The 18457-nt window shown below is 42.8% G+C and carries 11 protein-coding genes; 4 read left to right on the top strand and 7 right to left on the bottom strand.

All coding sequences use genetic code 11. From position 1 onward, the window contains the following. Positions 1-65: 65 nt before the first annotated feature. Both J7529_RS16620 and J7529_RS16615 read left to right on the top strand, forming a co-directional pair. Positions 66-1370: a P-loop NTPase fold protein gene (locus tag J7529_RS16620; RefSeq protein WP_318729913.1), complete on the top strand. Its 1305-nt coding sequence runs from the start codon at positions 66-68 to the stop codon at positions 1368-1370. Beyond that, the gene (locus J7529_RS16615; protein WP_318729912.1) at positions 1357-4410 is read left to right on the top strand and encodes a tetratricopeptide repeat protein; all 3054 of its coding nucleotides are present in this window, start codon (positions 1357-1359) and stop codon (positions 4408-4410) included. Before J7529_RS16620 ends, J7529_RS16615 begins: the two co-directional genes overlap by 14 nt. 10 nt (positions 4411-4420) lie before the next feature. Here J7529_RS16615 and J7529_RS16610 read toward each other — a convergent pair whose 3' ends face one another. From J7529_RS16610 to J7529_RS16590, 5 genes are all read right to left on the bottom strand, one after another. Then, complete coding sequence (locus J7529_RS16610) at positions 4421-5074, bottom strand: DUF4033 domain-containing protein (RefSeq protein WP_318729911.1); 654 nt, start codon at positions 5072-5074, stop codon at positions 4421-4423. A gap of 7 nt (positions 5075-5081) precedes the next feature. Beyond that, complete coding sequence (locus J7529_RS16605) at positions 5082-6452, bottom strand: aldehyde dehydrogenase (protein WP_318729910.1); 1371 nt, start codon at positions 6450-6452, stop codon at positions 5082-5084. A 34-nt stretch (positions 6453-6486) separates the two neighbouring features. Then, positions 6487-8229, bottom strand: coding sequence for a mechanosensitive ion channel family protein (locus J7529_RS16600; RefSeq protein ID WP_318729909.1), 1743 nt, complete (start codon positions 8227-8229; stop codon positions 6487-6489). A 656-nt stretch (positions 8230-8885) separates the two neighbouring features. Then, complete coding sequence (locus J7529_RS16595) at positions 8886-11363, bottom strand: AAA-like domain-containing protein (protein WP_318729908.1); 2478 nt, start codon at positions 11361-11363, stop codon at positions 8886-8888. 35 nt (positions 11364-11398) lie between these two features. Next, on the bottom strand, positions 11399-13228 hold the full coding sequence (locus J7529_RS16590; protein WP_318729907.1) for an AAA-like domain-containing protein: 1830 nt from the start codon (positions 13226-13228) through the stop codon (positions 11399-11401). A gap of 607 nt (positions 13229-13835) precedes the next feature. Here J7529_RS16590 and J7529_RS16585 point away from each other — a divergent pair. Further along, positions 13836-14279, top strand: coding sequence for a rhodanese-like domain-containing protein (locus tag J7529_RS16585; protein ID WP_318729906.1), 444 nt, complete (start codon positions 13836-13838; stop codon positions 14277-14279). 180 nt (positions 14280-14459) lie between these two features. Here J7529_RS16585 and J7529_RS16580 read toward each other — a convergent pair whose 3' ends face one another. After that, positions 14460-15098 (bottom strand): PEP-CTERM sorting domain-containing protein, encoded by a 639-nt coding sequence (locus tag J7529_RS16580; protein WP_318729905.1) that lies wholly within the window; start codon positions 15096-15098, stop codon positions 14460-14462. A 581-nt stretch (positions 15099-15679) separates the two neighbouring features. After that, entirely contained in the window at positions 15680-16195 is a 516-nt protein-coding gene (locus J7529_RS16575; protein WP_318729904.1) for a hypothetical protein, read from the bottom strand. 187 nt (positions 16196-16382) lie between these two features. Here J7529_RS16575 and uvrB point away from each other — a divergent pair, with 187 nt between their 5' ends. Further along, positions 16383-18371: an excinuclease ABC subunit UvrB gene (gene uvrB / locus J7529_RS16570; RefSeq protein WP_318729903.1), complete on the top strand. Its 1989-nt coding sequence runs from the start codon at positions 16383-16385 to the stop codon at positions 18369-18371. The last annotated feature ends 86 nt before the right edge of the window (positions 18372-18457 follow it).

Raw genomic sequence — 18457 nt, 5'->3', positions numbered from 1 at the left:
CTTCCTACTCTCTACTCTACAGCTAGAATAATAGAGAAGCTTGTCACAGTGAGGAAAATTCCAGTATGTCTGATGATTCTCTATTAAAGATATTTCAAAAATCTTACCAAAATACAGATTTAACTCCTTTACGTGAATCTTCGGAATTAGAGGAGTTTTGGGTTGAGTATGGGAGCAATTCATTAGAAGAGTTAGTGCAATTAGTAGAGGACAATGGATCGCGGGATGCCAAGATTGTCTTCTCCGGGCATCGGGGTTGTGGTAAATCAACACTGTTAGCAGAATTTGGACGAAGAATTAGCGATCGCTACTTTGTGACATTTTTTTCAATTGCTGAGACAATTGAGATGTCTGACATTAATCATATCAATATCTTATTTGCGATCGCTGTCAATTTAATGCTGACCGCAGAGAAAGAGAGAGTTAATATCCCAAAATCTGTAAAGGACGAATTTTATAAGTGGTTTGCAGAGCGGACGGAAACTAGAGTTGAAACTCCTATAAATGCACAAATTTCCGTAGGATTTGCTTTACTGAATCTAATTACCGGAAGATTAAAAACCGAAGCATACATACGAAATGAACTAAAGCGGACATTTGAACGTAATATTACCGAATTAATTCAAAAGTTAAATGGAATTGCAGCCAGTATTCAAAAATCCAGCCAAAAAGAAATTATAGTAATCATTGATGACTTAGACAAACTAGATCTGGGAGTTGTTAGAGATGCTTTTCAAGAGCATATAAAAGCTTTATTTTTACCAGGATTTAATATTATTTATACCATCCCGATCTCTTCTTTACGGGATATTTCATTATCGGCAACTTTGCGTACAGAGGCTGACGATCAAATTGTTGTGATGCCAGTCTCAAAGCTTATCGCCAAAGAAGAGCGTCGTAAAGACACTCCAACTTATCAAGAACCGGCTATTGCCAATTTGTGTGAAATGTTGCACAAACGTATTCCAGAAGAAATTTTAGAGCCAGATATCGCCAAGGAAATGGTGATTTATAGTGGAGGAGTTGTGCGAGAATTGATGCGTCTGTGCAACCAATGCTGCCGAATTTGTTTGCGACAAATTCGACGTAATCCTGAACAAGAAGAATTGAGAGTTGATTCAGTTGTATTGGATGAAGCAATTAAAAAATTACGACAAGATTTTGAAATTACTTTAGGTAAACAAGAGTATGAAATCCTCAAAAAAACTTACGATAATTTTCTACCCGACGATCCTAAAGAAGAAGCATTCCTAGATTTACTTCATGGACTGGATATATTAGAATACAGAAATGACGAAGTTTGGTACGATGTCCATCCAATTGTGACCGATTTGTTGCAAATTAAAGGACAGATCGATGCCCATAGCTAACTCCTTTTATTGGACTGAGAAAAATGAGGAAGTATATGACGATCTGATAGTGGCAGTAGAAGCCAGCGATCAGGTATTAAGCTTACTGCTTGCAGTCTGTGATGACCCGCATTTTCGAGATGAGATTATTGAACGATATGAGGCAGAACTTCAGCCTAGAATTCACCCTTATCGAGTTCAACTGTCGAGAAAAGAACCGAGTTTACGAGAGGCAATTGCTCAGGCGCTGAATGAAGATGAGCTGTACTTACAGTCAGAGGGTAGAGCGGTAATTACGGTTACGGGAACTGATGCGCTGTTAGCGGATAGATTAGGAGCGGAACGTTCGGAGAAGGACATCTTTTTTGGTTACTTGCAGTGGACGCGGGAAGCCTTACGAGAGTATCCTTACCCGATTATCTTGTGGTTAACCAATCCATTACTTAAAGAACTGAGCCTTAGAGCGCCTGATTTTTGGAGTTGGCGTAAGGATGTATTGAGATTTCAGTCGGCGATCATCTTGGAGGCAACGATTCGTACTAGCTATCGAATTATTGCTAGTCTGGTGTTGGTTCCGCACAATCTGCCTCGGATGGGAGCTGGGCAGTTTGTGGGACGCGATCGGGAAATGGAGTGGTTACACGAGCAGTTCCAGAGTGGAGAACTGATGGGAATTACTGTTTTGACGGGGATGGGGGGAATTGGGAAGACAGAGCTGGCCTTGCAATATGCTCATGGCTTTTACCTTAAGGGAGCTTATCCAGGAGGTGTGTGCTGGTTGAACGCACGTGGTGTAGATGTTGGGATGCAGTTTCTGGGTTTTGCCAGCTCGAAACTAGGCTTGAATCCTCCAGAGTATTGGCATTTGGAAGAGCGGATTCGTTACTGTTGGCGGCACTGGAAACCTGAAGGTGAGGTGTTGGTAATCTTTGACGATGTACAAGACTATGAGACCATTCGGCCGGTTCTTCCTCCAGCAAAAGAGCAGTTTAAGGTGTTGATTACCACTCGCAACCAATCCTTAGGACAGTTATTTCGACAATTGGAGTTGGCAGGGTTGGAGGAAGAAGCAGCATTACAGTTATTGGGATCGCTTGTAGGACGGGAACGGATTTACCAGGAGTTGGAGGCAGCAAAGGCGTTGTGTGTGGAGGTAGGTTATTTACCCTTGGCGTTAGAGTTGTTGGCTCGTCATTTGGCGCACAAACAGGATTTATCTTTAGCGAACATGCAGCAACAGTTACAAAAAGAGGGGCTAGAAGTGCAAGCTTTAAAACGGGCTGAAGTTGGCATGACTGCCGAGCGATGGGTAAAAGCAGCGTTTGAGTTGAGTTGGCGGGAGTTAGGAGAGGAAGAGAAAGAGTTGGGGCGGTTGCTGAGTTTGTTTGCTCTAGCACCGATAACTTGGTCATGGGTGGAAACCATTTATTCAGAAGTAGATGAGAAAAAGTTAGAGGACTCGAGAGAAAGTCTGGAGAGGTTGAGCTTGCTACAACCCGTAGAAGAAGGGAGCTATCAACTACATCCATTGATTCGCGAGTTCTTTCGAGGGAAGTTGGTGGAGTCTAGCCAGGTAGAGGAGATGAAGCGAGAGATTTGTAGGGTGATGGTGGAGGTAGCGAGAACGATTCCCGAAACACTGACTCACCAGCAGATTATGGAAGTTGAGCCTGCCATACCTCATCTAGTGGAGATAGCAGAGCAGTTAACTGATGATTTAACTGATGATGAGTTGCCTTGGGTATTCGTCGGTTTAGCGAGATTTTATCTGGGACAGGAGCAGTATGGCCAAGCAGGGTATTGGTTTGAGCAATGTTTAGATATTATCGAATATCGTCTTGGTTCGGCCGATCCAAATGTGGCTACAAGCCTGAATAACCTAGCAGAACTATACCGTTCCCAAGGGAAATATTCAGAAGCCGAACCTCTCTATTTAAAAGCTTTGCAAATGAGAAAGGAGTTGCTCGGTTCAGTTCATCCGTCTGTTGCTATGAGTCTAAATAACCTGGCAGCACTGTATGAGTTTCAGGGAAGATATTCAGAAGCCGAACCTCTTCTAATGGATGCTTTACAGATATGGCAGGAAACATTTGGCTCAGATCATTCTAATGTGGCTGCAACCAAGAGTAATCTGGCCAATTTGTACCGTTATCAAGGGAAATATGAACAAGCCGAGCCTCTGTATTTAGACGCTTTACAGATGCATAAGAATTTGTTTGGCTCGGCTCATCCCTATATCGCTATTAGTCTGAATAATTTGGGAAACTTGTATTTAGACCAAAAGAGATTATCAAAAGCTGAAGCTCTCTATTTAGAAGCGTTGCAGATGTACAATGAGATGCTTGGCTCGAATCATCTCTATAGTGCTATGAGTAAGAGTAACTTGGCCAATTTGTACTTAAACCAAGGAAGAAACTCGGAGGCTGAATCTCTGTATTTAGAGGCTTTGCAAATATCTAGAGAAAAACTTGGTTCAGCTCATCCATTTGTGGCCGTGATTCTGAATAATCTGGCCAATTTGTACTATTCCCAAGGTAAGTATGCAGATGCTCAACTAATGTATATGGAAGCATTGGAGATTTTCATGGCCAAGCTGGGAGAAGACCATCCCAATACTCGGAAGCTTAAGCAAAACTATAATGAACGTTATCAAGGAGGTATTACTATGAGTGGAGAGCGCACTATTGGTATTGGTCGTGATGACTGGGAAACTAATATTAACACGCCTGAAATCACTGTTGTTGGGGATGCCGCAAAACAGGGGGAGCAGATAAATATAAATTATGGCCAAGATAAGGAGCTGGTGGAGGCTACCAGAGAGATTCAGGATTTGCTCAAACAATTGTCAGCATCGCATCCGGTTTCGACAACAATGGAACAGATGACAGTGGTAACAGAGGTCATTAAAGTAATTGAGAGTAATCCAACATTGAAGCAACGGACTATCAATGCCTTCAAGGTGGGATTGATGGAGACACTAAAGCAGTTTCCTGGAGGTGCAATTCTGGTTGGGGCGATTGAAGGTTGGATACAGCAGAATGAGCTAGATAATGTTGGATAGAGTTATCCTGTTAGTCGCGCACGCGAGGACAGGGTTCAGGCTTCACGGAGGCGATCGCACAATGATCTTTTAAGCAAGATTGCTCAAAGGCGGCTTCTTGTTCTAAAGGTTGGGGATATTGTCCAAATACCATTTCACAACTGAAATCTTCAAAGTTGGGAGTCATGGTTAAGGGAATGCCAAATTGCTGGGTAAAAAAGTCTTGAGTCGGGAGTTTGCACATATTAATGCACATTCCCACACATCCGCTTTGTTCTAAATAGCGGCACTTTTTAATCTGAACTGCGCTTTTTTGTTGCCGAACCGTTTGATTTTCATTCTTTATTTCTACCGTCTTCGTTTCACACGGACCAACTAACCATTCAAATAGGAGCGTTGCAAACCAGGCATTGGCTTCACACACCCATTGGGTAGGGGAGGTCAATGTCCGGATAAGGGTTAAAATGGGAGCAGGAATCAGGGAATTTAAGACCTTTTTCACCAATTGTTGTTGTTCTAAGGAATTGCGTCCCTGCATGATTTTCTGGGATACATCAACAAAGCCTTCATAGCCTGTTTTTGAGCTACCTTTACCCACCACAGCAGCCATTTTGCGGGTAAACAGGGCAATAAACAGGCGATCGCACAGATTATCGTGGTAAGAGGTAGGTTCAGGCACAGTCATGATGCGGTTAATATCTCAGGAGTCTTTTCAACAGTTGGAGCTTGTTGCCATAGGGGGGATATCGCAAGTTGAGATCCAGCCAAAACCAGCGTCTTAAGACACTTTTGTAATGGCTAAAGGTTTGAAAGCTGGCCAATCCATGATAGCGGCCCATGCCACTTTGTCCAACTCCTCCGAAGGGCAGTTGGGGAATGTTGAACTGTAAAACTGTATCGTTGAGAGCGACAGTTCCCGATGAAACCTGTTGTAGCACTTGGCGCTGAACTCGGGAGCGTTTGGAGAAGAGATAGAGGGCGAGGGGTTTGGGACGTTGATTGATTTCGGCGATCGCCTCCTCAATCTCACCATAGTCTAAAATCGGTAAAATGGGCCCAAAAATCTCCTCTTGCATTACCAAGGAATCCCAGGTTATTCCATCAATTAAAGTGGGGGCAATATAGCGAGTTTTGGGATTCGTTTTCCCCCCACACAGAATATTCCCTTCTTGCAGTAATCCCTGGAGATAGTTAAACTGTTTGTCATTCACAATGCGGGCATAATCTGGACTTTCTTCCGGGTTTTCACCATAGAAAGCTTTAACTTCAGCCAGCATCGCTTGAATGAGATCGGCTTTCACCTTTCGATTCACCAGCACATAATCTGGAGCAATACAAATTTGCCCTGCATTGAAAAATTTACCCCAAATAATTCGCCTGGCAGTACAAGTTAAATCACAATCTCGATCGACAATACAGGGGTTTTTTCCTCCCAACTCTAACGTCACGGGCGTTAAGTATTTCGCCGCTGCTTCCATGACTACTTTCCCCACTCTGGCACTACCCGTAAATAAAATATAATCAAAGTTCTGGGCTAAGAGTTCTTGACTGACTTCGGCGTTGCCTTCGAGTACAGCAATATAGTTGGGATCGAAATTTTCAGTAATGATTTCTGCTAAAATATGGGAAGTATTGGGAGCAATCTCCGAGGGCTTAATTACAGCACAATTTCCCGCTGCTATTGCTCCCACAAGGGGCGTTATCGCTAAATTAAACGGATAATTCCAAGCAGAGATAATCAGCACTACGCCCAAGGGTTCCGGATAAATTTCTCCAACAGAAGGCCACATCACGAAGGGAGTGAAGGTGCGTTTCGGTTTTACCCATTGGTTTAAGTGCTTTAAGGCATAATCAATTTCGGCGATCGGGCTAAATTCATAATAACCCTCTAATTTAGGTTTATTTAAATCCTCCTTCAATCCAGCCAAGATTTTGGATTTATTTTCCTCAATGACCGACCTTAGCTTTTTAAGCTGAGATTTTCTAAATTTTAACTCTCTGGTTTGTCCAGACCGGAAAAATTCTCTCTGTTGAGCAATCAATTGTTCGCCGTTCATTTTCATAAGCTATGATTAAAATCTTGATATTTTTCTTATATTATCCTCCTTCACATTCTAGATCATTTTGCGATTTCCATAAAATAGAAGAATCCATAGCATCCTTGCTCTCTAATTCTCGGCGATAGGTCATTCCTTGTTGCAGCATCCCCAATTCTAAACCCTGCCGATCAAAGGCTTTTTTGACTCGACGAAGATATTCTCGAATTACATAGCGATAGACTCCCGGTTTGGTTTCAAAGCGCACTCCTATTCGAGTTCCTCCGGCATCGATGGAATCCACACCGCGCACTTCCGCTTCAATAATTTGCTCGTTCCAATCTGGATCGTGCCAAAGTTCTTGAGCTAAATCCTCCAGCAGTTTTAAGGCATAATCAACATCGGTTTGATAACCCACATAAATCAATATTTTTTTTCTCGCCCAATCTTTAGATGAATTTTGTACCACTCGAATTTCACTATTGGGAATGGTGATTAAACGACCTTCTTTCGTCCGCAGGCTAGTAATCCGTAAATTCAGAGTTTCAACTCGACCAAAAAATTCATTAATCGAAATGAAGTCACCGATTGCATACTGGTCTTCAAATAAAATCAGGCATCCATTGATGGTATCTTTTATCAAGGCTTGAGAACCAAAGGAAATGGCAAACCCAATAATTCCTGCACCTCCTAAGATAGGGGCTAAGGGAACTCCCAAGGTGTCTAGGATTAATAAGCTACCTAAACCTAAGAGGAACAAAGCGATCGCGCCTTTGACAATGGGGGCAAAACTATTCACCCTTGCAGACATACGATAAGAGTCTTCCTCTGAAGTAGATTGACTTTCAATTAGGATTTTAGAGAGATGATTTAAGCCAAGAAAAGAGCTTTCAATAGCCATATGGGTAGCGAGAACAAAAAAGATCAATAAGACCGGTAAATCAAAGAGCCAATTTCCCAAGGGACGCGTCAAGGGGAAGCGCCATAAAACCAGCGATAAAGACCCTAGCCAAATCAGTAATTGTAGCCAATGTAAAACTTGAGTTTGTAACCGAAAGATTTCTTTTTGTTCTTTTTGGTTAAGATCTCGATCTAGAGTGGATAATCGAGGGTCTAGATTAGGATCTTCTAGGGGCAGTTCTCGAGCGGCTGCTCTTTGCTGATTTTGAGTATTTTTTTTGAATCTAAACTTGATTAATCTTTCTACATACAGTAAAACCACACTGACCCAAATTGTAGCGCCTACAATGACTATAGAAATCTTGATTTGGCGGTGTATATAGGTCGGCTTTAGTTCTTCATAGCCTTTAATTAGGATTTGTTTTAATCTTTCAACAGCATTAGGAGTTAAGCGAGAAATCGGTTGTCCATACAATTGGCTATCTGTCTCTGTGATCTCCATAATGAGTATCGGTTGAAGCTGAGGAGGATCGGAAGCAATTAAAACGGTATATCCTTCGTATTCTTTGGCTCTAATGCTTAAAGTTTCGGGGTTAAATCCGGTGGTAATAGCTTGCTTGAGTCTACTTTCAATCTGAATAATGCGCTGCTGTAAAGGTGTTTGGTGTTGGCGAGTTGTTTGGGCTAGAGAAGGACGAGCAGAAACATCAAAAAGCTTACGTCCATTGAGGGTGATTGTACCATAGACTAATTGGGAGCTGTCAGCAGTGGTTTGAGATTCTTGAGCGCCGCCAAAAACAGGAGGAAGTTGTGCTGATACAGCAGTCGAAAGGTTAGGGAAAAATATCGTTAGCATAGCGATCGCCATACCAACCCAGATGAATCGACTATATCGTTTTAGCATATCTCACCACAAAGATAGCGATCGCCTGTCAGTTTACCATTCAAGCGATCGCTGTTCTGTTATCCTTCATCGCTAAGAGTCCTTTCAAGCCTGGGGATGTCCCTCCTGATGACTCCTGTCCCAGCATCGCTCCAGAAGGATTAATTGATAGCGATACCAAAATTGCTGGGGACTCCAGATCGTGGGAGACTCTGGGTTAAACAAGGGTTGCTGAAGATAAGCCCATAATGGGAGCCAAAAGGTGTAATAGTTAAACTTCATGGTTATCTAAACGGTTAAGATGGTGAGATTTACAATGACAGTCCACCTAGATGGCAGGTGAGTCAGGATTGAGCCGTTATATCCCTTCCTTTCTCTACTGTGCCAAACTCATCGGCAGACTTGCTGAAATGTTGCATTCTTTGACAAAACTTGACATTTAACTTAAAACTCCACCGATCAAGTTCAGAAGAGGCGAACCGGTTCCCCAAACAGAAATGGGGTTAAATCCAATTCTCCTGGAGTCACCACCTACAAAAGGATATAGTCGGACACTGGCTCAGAAAAGTTCCCATAACGCTCCATCCGATAGATGCAGAGGCAGCTATCTTGCGAATTTCCCCCACTCTATATGCCTAGCCTGCACAGCTCACTTTTTTAGCAAATCTTAAATCAAGCTATTTGAGATAGTTTTGAATAGAGGGGACATCGAGGGTTTCATTATTAATCACCAACGCGATATTGATATTTTCCAGGAAATTAACAAACCATTGAATTTGATCCAGAGGCTTAGACTCATAATAATTGAACCACTGAAACAATTGTCGTCCCAAATCAGATTGGCTTTGTCCAGAAATTAAAACAATTTTCAGCAACAAAGCACTAGTCTTGAGTTCCCCTAAGCTCGCAATTAAATTAATAAAAATATAGTGATTTGGATCGTTGGGACTCTCAATCAAAAACTTCAAGAGTCTCTCGCAAGTTTGATTGAGCAAGAGTGAATTAAAGCCTTCATTGTCTTGTTCAGGTAACAAGCTTTTGAGTTGTCTTCTTAACTTAAAATCAAACTGCTGAGACCGAAAATCAGCATCAATTGCGGCAATAATATACTGATAAAAATCATCCTTAAATTCTTGATAAGATTCAACTTGTTCTGTGTGTTCTAGGAATGCTTTAGCTAAATCTTTATAGCTAGAATTCCCTTCCACTTTTCCTGTAAACTGTTTAATCGCTAAATATAAATCATGGTCACTGAGTAAAGTGGGATTAGCAAAAGGTTTTTGACTGGCTACACCTGATGTCTTTTTGATTAAGTATTTGGCATATTGGGATAGACTAAGTTCAAATTCCCATTGCCGTTCTGCTTGAATTTCTTGCAATAGTTGTTGGTGTTCTCTTGAGCTACTAGAAGACACGAAGGAATAGCGGTAGAGATAAGGGTATCGATGAATTTGGGTTTTGAGTGGAGAAGTTAAAATGGGCGATATTTTTGATTTGGAATCCGATTTATTTTGAATTAAAATACGCAGAAATTGATAATCTTCAGTTTCCTCAAACTCTTTAACGGTTGCATGAATGATCGGCTCAACAAAAAGCTTGTTGATCATTTTGTATTCATGACTTTTGCAAAACTGATCGACCATCTTTTTGAGTTGGTCAACATATCTAGGCAAAGGAGAAGAATAAGAATATTGAGTTTCTCTTTGCTTATTAAACAGGGCAATTAATCCAACAATGGCAATTTTTGATGCAGCGCGCATTTGCCAGTGATTGATTAAAATATAAAAACAGCGATTCAAGATTTTGTTAAACTGATGTTGTTCAGGAACTTGAATAACTAGCCGTCGAATAACCGCACTGATTTCAATATCTGGATATCCAATAACTTCAATCAACAATTTATGAACTCTTTGAATCATCACAGCCGGAGGTTCTTCCTGTACCCAATACAGAAGGTGATCGTAAAGAGTTTGTTCATCTGACAAACATTTCTTGGTCAATGATTTAACCGATTTATCCGGACTATAGCCTAGACAACTCTCCAGCCATCTAAAGTTAAAAGTATCGGCATAAATTTGGTTATAAACTCTGAGGATAGGACGGGCATAGTGATGACCAAATGGTAATTTTATCGCTAAACCACTCAACCGTAGTTCAGTTTGCTGTGGACTCTCTTCTGATGGAATTTCACCTTGTTTTAAAATTTGCCAATATAGCTCTAATAAAGACTTTCGATTAGGACTTTCAAGGAGACGATCGCGAATAGATCTGAGGTGCTCTGGTTCATCTTGAGCTTCCCAATTGTGAAGAATTTTTCTATACACCAACTGATGCACTGTTTTCCGTTCTTGATTGAGAGAAATAAAGTCATCCCCATTAGCGACTAAATGGCATAATTTTTGAGTTAAAAATGGCTTCCCTCCTGTCCAATCTAAAATGGATTTGAGAACCGTTTTCGGGTCTCTTGCTTTCATAACCAACCCTTCTGCCAACCCTAAACAATCTTGAAATTGAAATCCAGTGAGCTGAATTTCTAGACCCATATCAAAAGGGCTGATTTCAGGTTGAGAAGTGAGTTCTGATGGACTGGCAACACCCAACAAAACCCAAGTGAGGCGGTGATAGTCTGGATTTTGTTTTCGATTTTGATAGCAAGATCGAATTAAGCCAAAGAATTCATCAATTGGGAATTTTAAGCCCAAAACACTATCAATTTCATCGACAAAAATGACGATATTATGGGGAATATGATATAAAATGACTTCAGTTAACAATAGACGCAGCCGCTCGACGGGAGGAAAAGAGAGGCGATCGCGCCACCATCTGGGTAAATTTACTTTATCGACTAAATTAAAGCTACTTAACACCGAATAGGCAAAGGCAGCATACCATTCTTCTGTGGTGATATTGCAGCTAAAAATAGCAGTTAAATCGACTACCCCACAAACAATTCCCCGGTTTCTGAGTAGCTCAATGGTGCGGACTCGTAAAGAGGATTTTCCCATTTGCCGGGAGTTGAGAACATAGCAAAATTCTCCGGCTAGAACCCCGCGAAATAAATCAGCATCGGCTTGACGAACCACATAAGTTGGAGAATTCAGGGGTAAGCTACCACCAAATTGATATTCATACATTTTTGTAAATGTGTTATTCATGACTCCCCTAGATAAACGCACCACACTGAAAAAAATCAAGAGAGCTGGACTCGAAAATATTGACGATATAAATTACATCTAGGGATGACATTGTGACCTTGTAAATGGATTAACCCCATGCTGTGTAACTTAAATGCTTGGATGGATTCGAGTTGCATTTCTTGGGGACTAGTTACTACTTTTTTGAGGGCTTCTTTTAGAACAGAATGGTGATGTAAATTCCATAAGTGTCGCCTTAAATGATCGCTATATAAGCCTGCATCAGTAGCCGCTGTTTCTAAAACTGTTTTTAAGGTTATTTCGTGGCGAGCAATATGGTAGAGTGCTAACCGGACTAAATAGGGGTGTCCTCCTACCATAGACATGAGTTGATTGACTTCTGAAATTGTCCAATCTAAGCCATGACGATGAGCGAGTTCGAGAATTTTCTCAGGAGGAAATTCGGGGAGTTCAATAGGTAAGCCGACATTAAAGGGGGATTGGTTAATACTCATGGGAACATAGACTTCTGTAGAATGGACAACGACTAAGCGTAGTTGTTTCCAAATCTCTCGGTTTTTCCCTTCTTCATGCCAGGCTCGCAGGAGGCTAAAAAAGTCTGAGGCAATGTCAGGAAAAGAGAAAACTACATCGACTTCATCTAATCCTAAAACTAGGGGAGATTCGCAGTAGGGGAGAATATAGTTCTCAAAGTAGGATTTGCAGGCCACTTTGGCTCCAAAAATGCTGTTCCAATGCTCTTCAAAGTTAACCGGGAGGTTGATTTGCAGGCTAATATTGGCACAAAACCATTTGAGGAACAGTTCAAGATCGGTGAAGACTTTGCTGTCGGCAAGTTGAAAACTGAGGGGAACGGTGGCATAGTCAACGGTGCAGGCATGGTGTAAGATTCGAGCCATAAGGGACGTTTTGCCCATTTGTCGAGGTGCTTTGATGCGAATTAAGGCTCCGGGTTTTTCGATCGCCTCATAACATCGCGTTTCAATTCTGGGCCGTTCGATATAAAATGCGGAGGCCAGCTCTACTTGTCCCCTGGGTATTTCGGGTTCGGCAATGGGTTGGGGGGGAGATTTGGGTAAGATAGCATAGGATTGATTGGTGGGTTGCTCTGGGGGAGAGAGTTCGTTCATCTGCTGACGATCGCCCTCAGCCAACAGTTGCAATAGGGTTTTAATTAACTTGGGGGTATCATCTGGCGATCGCCATCTTAACCTCGGTAAGTCCTGTAAATATCCCCGCAAGTCGTGGTTGAGCAAGCTAAATGAATTCTTGATTTCTAACGGAATAATATGAGGAAGTCCTTGTTGACGAGACTCCTGTAAAGACTTGACAATTCGCACCTCTTCGGTAATCATTTCACTCACCGCAGAAAGAGGCGAAAGCAATAGTAAAACCTCTTCACAGGTATTCAATTCTCGGTAAATTTGTTGCAAGCCATTTTTGGCCATCCGCAGGCAATTATCGGCTAAAGTCACCGTATAACCGGAGTTTCTCAGGGTTTCGTAGAGTTGGGAAATCAGGCTTAAAGGCGGATCGGTGGGACTTTGATAGTAACTGAGCAGGATATGATGTTTTTGGGGTTGGGGTTCCCGGTTGGTTTTCAGCGCTTCCCCAATTAACTCTGGACGATATTTGGCGATCAGGGCAACTAATTCCCCACGACGGGAATATCCCGCTTCTTGCGGATCGACATCTCCCAAAAACGCATCACAGATATGTTGGATATGTTTGCGTACCGTCACCGGTTGAATATAAAGCTGTTCGGCGATCGCCGTATCTTCTTCACCGGCTAACACTTTCAGCAGCACTTCTTGTCGCCTAGGGGTAAGATTAGCAAAGGATTGGATAAACTGAATCTGGTTCATCAGATTACACAAAGAAACAACACATCGGGGATGAGACGGTGGCACCAAGAAAACCCGAATCTTCTTCTATTGTTTATTAATATCGTCAGAACTGCCACTGAGGATAATTGTGTATGGAAACACCACATCACAGAGCAATGGGTGAAAATTATCGCTTCTGTGAATCTTGCTTACACAAAACCCCCTCATCTCCCTAACGTCAGTCATAGTAGAAACATCAGAGTAATCATTGTCCTGTTTGGTCTGACCTTCGGGTTTGCCTATCCTTGAGACGAATCTTTATGAGTTGCTTGAACCTAGGGTGAGTTGAGTTTTTATATAGCGCTCGACTCCTCAGAGATAGTAAGGCTTTGAGGATCTCTGCTCCTTTGATGCTAAGTCGTGTTCCAAACTGATGTGCAGGCTACTTGATTGCAGTCTGCACTATTTTTTTTAAAGGACGCTACACGCTGGTAATGGGTAATAGGTGCTAGGTTTCTGCAATTGACAGCGTTATAGTGGAGATCGAGCTGATCGATGACAGCGCTTTGTGATGTTATAGAAGATCGAAACAATCATATACCACAACCCTATTCCCTATTCCCTAGCGCGAAGCGCTATATCTCTTATGCAAACGAAACGCTGGATTGTAGTTCTATCGAGTTTATATTTAAGTGCTGCGATCGCCGGTTGCGCTCTTCCGGGTAATAGCCAAGAAGCGATCGCCGAAATTAGTGTGACTCAAGTCAGACAACTCGCGGCTGACAAGCCCGGAACTTTAGCCGAACAAGCTCTATTTATTGATGTGCGCACCCCTCAAGAATATGCCCGAGATCGCATTGCAGAGAGTCCTTTAATTCCCCTAGCAGAAATTGAATCAGGAGAAGCGATTGAAAAAATTCGTCAATTAGCCGGCGATCGTCTAGTTATCCTCTATTGCTTCTCTGGAGTTCGCTCCGGTATCGCCCAACAGATCCTAGAACAAGCCGGTATTGAAACCGTAAGTCTAGAAGGAGGCATTCAAGCCTGGCGGAAAACCATTCCTGCAACCACAGAAGCCAACCTCTTTTAATCGGCAGTAGGCAGTCGGCAGTCGGCAGTAGAAAAACCTCTCCCATTCCCCATTCCCAAGGGCTAAAAAATAGGGGGTGAGATTCACCCCCTCATCCGATCTACAAATTTTACTGAAAGCACTCAACGCATCTATTGTTAATCAGGAGAAATTTTTTAAGAACTCAACTACCCCAGAATGTTATTTACTGGCTCTTCTCTTCATACCGAACAGTCCAGCAGCTAGCAAACCTAAAGCAGCAGCAGCACTAGGTTCAGGAACATCAGCCGGAGGATTGTATGATTCTTCCCCATTGCCGAATGCCCATAAGGTGGAATGGGAGAGCGCTTGTGCATTGCCTCGTCCATTCGTGGATACACCATTAGTTGTAAATGTTCCAGAGAGGAAACCATCTGCATCCAAAAGGCTTTGGCTAATATTCTCAAACAGGAAAACACTGTATTTGTTAGAAGCTTTGAGGCTCAAGGCAAAGGTTGTGGTTCCATCCGCTCCGAAGTCTAGTAAGTCACCATCAACACTCCAAGCACCACTCGTCGAACCGTTAGCTGCTGTGACAGCATCGTTACCATCATCAGACTTACCAGCCTCTGACCAGTTAGTGGTTAAATCGGAGAATAAGCCACCATTGAGATCTCCAATTAGAGTTGACCTAGCTCCGGTATCATTACCTGAACCTTCTTCGCAAGCACTGAAGGAGATTCCTGCCACAGTAACGGTTGAGTCATTACAGTCGATCGCGTGAGCATCAACAGCAGAGAAGCCAACGAACGTAGTAGCCAGTAGTGTAGAACCAATTAAGGTAGAGATAGCAGATTTCATTATTACATAACTCCTAGAACTTAACAGTTGGCATCAGCAGATCATTGTGCTGTCCTTGCCTCCTGATATTCCTATGATAGGCAAGCAATAGAGGAGTGTCCACAGAAAAAACCACATTTTACTGACTCTTCATGTTAGAGCATTTTTTTATGATTTTGAGGTTGATTTTCCGTAGTTTACGGATACCTTGAAAGGCTGAAATTCTGGTTTTCTGGGGACTATGGGCAAAGAATTGCTGATTTTTACGGAATTTATCGTCAGCATCTCCAGTTTAGGAAAAGATCCACTATTTTGGACTCCGTATCTATTTCTGCGTTTCTGCGGATAATCGAAATCAAACATCCGTATTTCTGCATGGAGATCGGGCCAGAGTCTTACTTACTGGCTCTTCTGTTGCTCGTGAACAATTTGATTAAGGTTATGATAGAGCTATATGAAGTTTTGATGAAGATCGAGGTGCTTACGATCCCTTATCATTACCCATAACCAGTGCAAAGCGCTATACACAAAAAAACCTGGGCAGTATAACTGACTCAGGTTTGTGCTTTTAGACTAACAGATGGCTGGTTATGCGGAAATGTTTAGTCAAGATATCCCATTAAATCGGGCCCATCGATATTATTATCTGCAACCGGGCGATTTCCCATGACCGTGATGGTTTGGCTAATTTTTAAATCCGTGGTAGATACGGGACGATTCCCAGATGTGGCGAAGGTTTCCTTAATCTTCAGTCCACTGGAGATGACGGGACGAGTACCAGCAGAGGATAGGGTACTGTTCACTTGCAGATGACTCGCTTCAATGGGTCGATTCCCCGGAAGGGGCCCCACTTGGAGAGCATTACTAATTTTCAGATCGGTTGTCCCCACCGGACGGTTTCCGGGTAAAGGTGACAAACGAGTCGCTTGCTCGCTAATGGTAGCTGTTGCTTCTGGCTTAGAGCCAAGTTTCAGGGGTTGAGTCATCGGAGTTTTTTCCTTATCTTGAGATGTCACAGGTTTGGGAGTCTCAGCGGCACTGGATGAAGCCGGTTTGGGGGATTGGTCTGGAGTTGCACTGCTGCTGGTCGTTGTACCGTTATTGGTTTTATCGCTCATAACCCATTGCCTTTTTACCGCTCACAGAGGTTTGTCTATATAGGGGCAAATGATAGACGTAAGAAACTTTAAAAAAAGTTTAAACTCTTTCTAGTTTACGAAAGACTGTGCAAAAACACAAAAATCTGTAAATAAATGTAATCATAGATTAAGCTGGTTGTTTTGGTTTCTTAATCGGTATCATTAAATGGACGGATTTAAGCTAGATGCACCTTTTGAGCCAACGGGAGATCAACCCCAGGCGATCGCCCAATTAACCCAAACCCTAAACGGCCGACATCGCTATCAAACCCTTTTGGGAGCTACGGGAACGGGAAAAACCTATACCATTGCCCAGGCGATCGCTAAAGTCGGCAAACCGACGTTGGTTTTAGCCCATAACAAAACCCTAGCGGCCCAACTTTGCCATGAATTGCGTCAGTTTTTTCCCCACAATCCTGTGGAATATTTTATCAGTTATTACGATTATTATCAACCGGAAGCCTATCTTCCCTTAAGCGATACCTACATTGAAAAAAGCGCCGCCATCAATGAAGAAATTGACATGCTCCGCCATTCGGCAACCCGCTCTTTATTTGAGCATCGATATGTAATTGTTGTCGCTTCTATTAGCTGTATTTATGGTTTGGGAATGCCAACCGAATACCTCAAAGCAGCCATTCCCCTAGAAATTGGACAAGAAATCGATCAACGGCAACTGTTACGGGAACTCGCCACAATTCAATATACCCGCAATGATACCCAACTAAGTCGCGGAAATTTTCGGGTGAAAGGCGATATTTTAGAAATTGCCCCAGCCTATGAAGACCGAATTATTCGGGTTGAGTTTTTCGGCGATGAAATCGATCGCATCTACTATATCGATCCGACTACCGGAAATGCCTTGGAGTCGTGCAATAGTCTGAGTATTTATCCCGCTCGTCACTTTGTCACCCCCAAGGAGCAAGTTGACATCGCTTGCGAACACATTAGGGTGGAATTAAAAGAGCGCGTTCAACACTTAGAAACCGCTGGGAAATTAGTGGAAGCCCAACGCTTAGATCAGCGCACCCGTTATGATGTGGAGTTATTACAAGAAGTCGGCTATTGTAATGGAGTGGAAAACTATTCCCGCTATTTAGCCAATCGGCAACCAGGAGAACCCCCAGAGTGTTTAGTCGATTATTTCCCAGAAGATTGGCTCTTGGTGATTGATGAATCCCATGTCACCGTGCCCCAAATCAGAGCCATGTATAACGGCGATCGCGCGCGAAAAATGGTATTAATCGATCATGGTTTTCGCCTCCCTAGTGCCGCTGATAATCGCCCCCTGAAAGCGGAAGAGTTCTGGCAAAAAGTCAATCAATGTGTCTTTGTTTCCGCCACTCCCGGAGATTGGGAATTAGACCTATCGGAAGACCGAATTATTGAGCAGATTATTCGCCCTACAGGAGTAATTGATCCAGAAGTTTTAGTTCGTCCCATAGAAGGACAAATTGATGATTTGCTTGGTGAAATTAAAGCACGAGTTAAGCGCAAAGAACGGGTGTTAGTAACGACGTTAACCAAACGGATGGCGGAGGATTTAACCACCTATTTACAAGAGCGCTCTATTGAGGTGCGCTATCTGCATTCCGAGATTCAAGCCATTGAGCGGATTGAAATTTTACAAGACTTACGGGAAGGGAAATTTGATGTTTTAATTGGGGTGAATTTATTGCGAGAAGGTTTGGATTTACCGGAAGTGTCCCTAGTCGCTATTTTGGATGCCGATAAAGAAGGCTTTCTACGGGCCTATCGTTCCCTGATTCAAACCATCGGTCGGGCGGCGCGTCACGTAAATGGACAAGCAATTTTATACGCCGATCGCCTGACAGACAGTATGGAAAAGGCGATCGCCGAAACCGAACGTCGTCGCGGCATTCAAATGGCCCACAATCGACTCCATGGCATTACCCCCAAACCGATCAAAAAATCTGCCGACAACAGCATCCTGGCGTTTCTAGACATCTCTCGTCGCCTCAATGCCCAGGGGGTAGACCCCGGTCAAGTTGCTCAAGATGCAGTCCCGTTAGAAGAGATTCCAGAACTGATTGTGCAATTAGAAACGGAGATGAAACACGCTGCCCAGAACTTAGAGTTTGAAAAAGCAGCCCAATTGCGCGATCGGATTAAATCCTTACAAATTAACCATTAAAAAGCCATATCAAGTTGCGATCATTAGATAACGTCAGTTTTGGTTAAGGGCATTTTGTGGCTGATTTGATGAAGGAGAGGAAGTAC

It is taken from the genome of Roseofilum sp. Guam, from assembly GCF_017746735.1.
In the GTDB taxonomy this organism is placed as follows: Bacteria; Cyanobacteriota; Cyanobacteriia; order Cyanobacteriales; family Desertifilaceae; genus Roseofilum; species Roseofilum reptotaenium.
This window is presented reverse-complemented; position numbering and strand designations above follow the sequence as displayed.